This is a genomic window from Polaromonas sp. P3_C2 (assembly GCF_056402675.1).
In genome coordinates this window covers 1-723 of the sequence record NZ_JBFUGX010001157.1, presented here as the reverse complement: position 1 = coordinate 723, position 723 = coordinate 1, and the positions used below count along the sequence as shown (strand labels likewise).

Annotated in this window: 1 pseudogene; it reads right to left on the bottom strand. The window is 60.7% G+C overall.

The annotated features are described in order from the left end of the window. Positions 1-723: pseudogene (locus AC1DWI_RS25305) on the bottom strand (hypothetical protein); the annotation flags it as partial.

Here is a 723-nt window from a genome sequence, read left to right as displayed (position 1 = left end):
CCCCCAGGCTGCTCGGATTCTGATCAGGCGCCGTCGCGCCAAAGGGTTCTGCCGTGTCCCATCTCCAAACGACTGTCTCATCTGATTGCCGTGTTATGATTCTGGACGCACCGAGCTGATCCGCCCAGACGTTGTACAGGCTGATGGCAATGTCGCTTCCCGCAGCCGTTCCCGTCTGCTTGATCACCCCCACCGGGCTGCTCATATAGCTGGTTTCATAGAGCGGTGTTCCGTTGGCATCGTACTCACCCAGCAGTTTTCCCTCTTCGTCATAGACATAGTAAGCCGCACCCGTTGGCACCAGCGCCGTCGGCCCCGTCTTGCTCATCCTCAACTCCAGCGCGCTGTAGCTGTAGCTCACCGTGCCACCGGCGTTCGTCATCGTCGCCAGTCTCCCCCGGTCGCTGTAGGTATAAGTGTTGGTCCCGTCGCTCGTGATGTTGCCGGCCGCATCGTGCTGGACGGTGGCCGTGCCTGTTGTGTCCTGGGTCTGGTTCAGCCGGTTGCTGGTGGTGGCTATGGTGTTCGGATAGCTCGTGCCGCCGATGACTCTGGCCGTGCGGTTGCCGGTGGCGTCGTAACTGTATTGGATGGCACTGCTGCCCAGGGTGGCGCTGATGATTCGGTTCAGGTTGTCATAACCAAAGCTTTGGTCCAGGCTGGGCACCGGAGTCCCGTTGCTGGTGTGGCTGTAGCCGGTGATGGTGGGTGTAGCCGGTGATG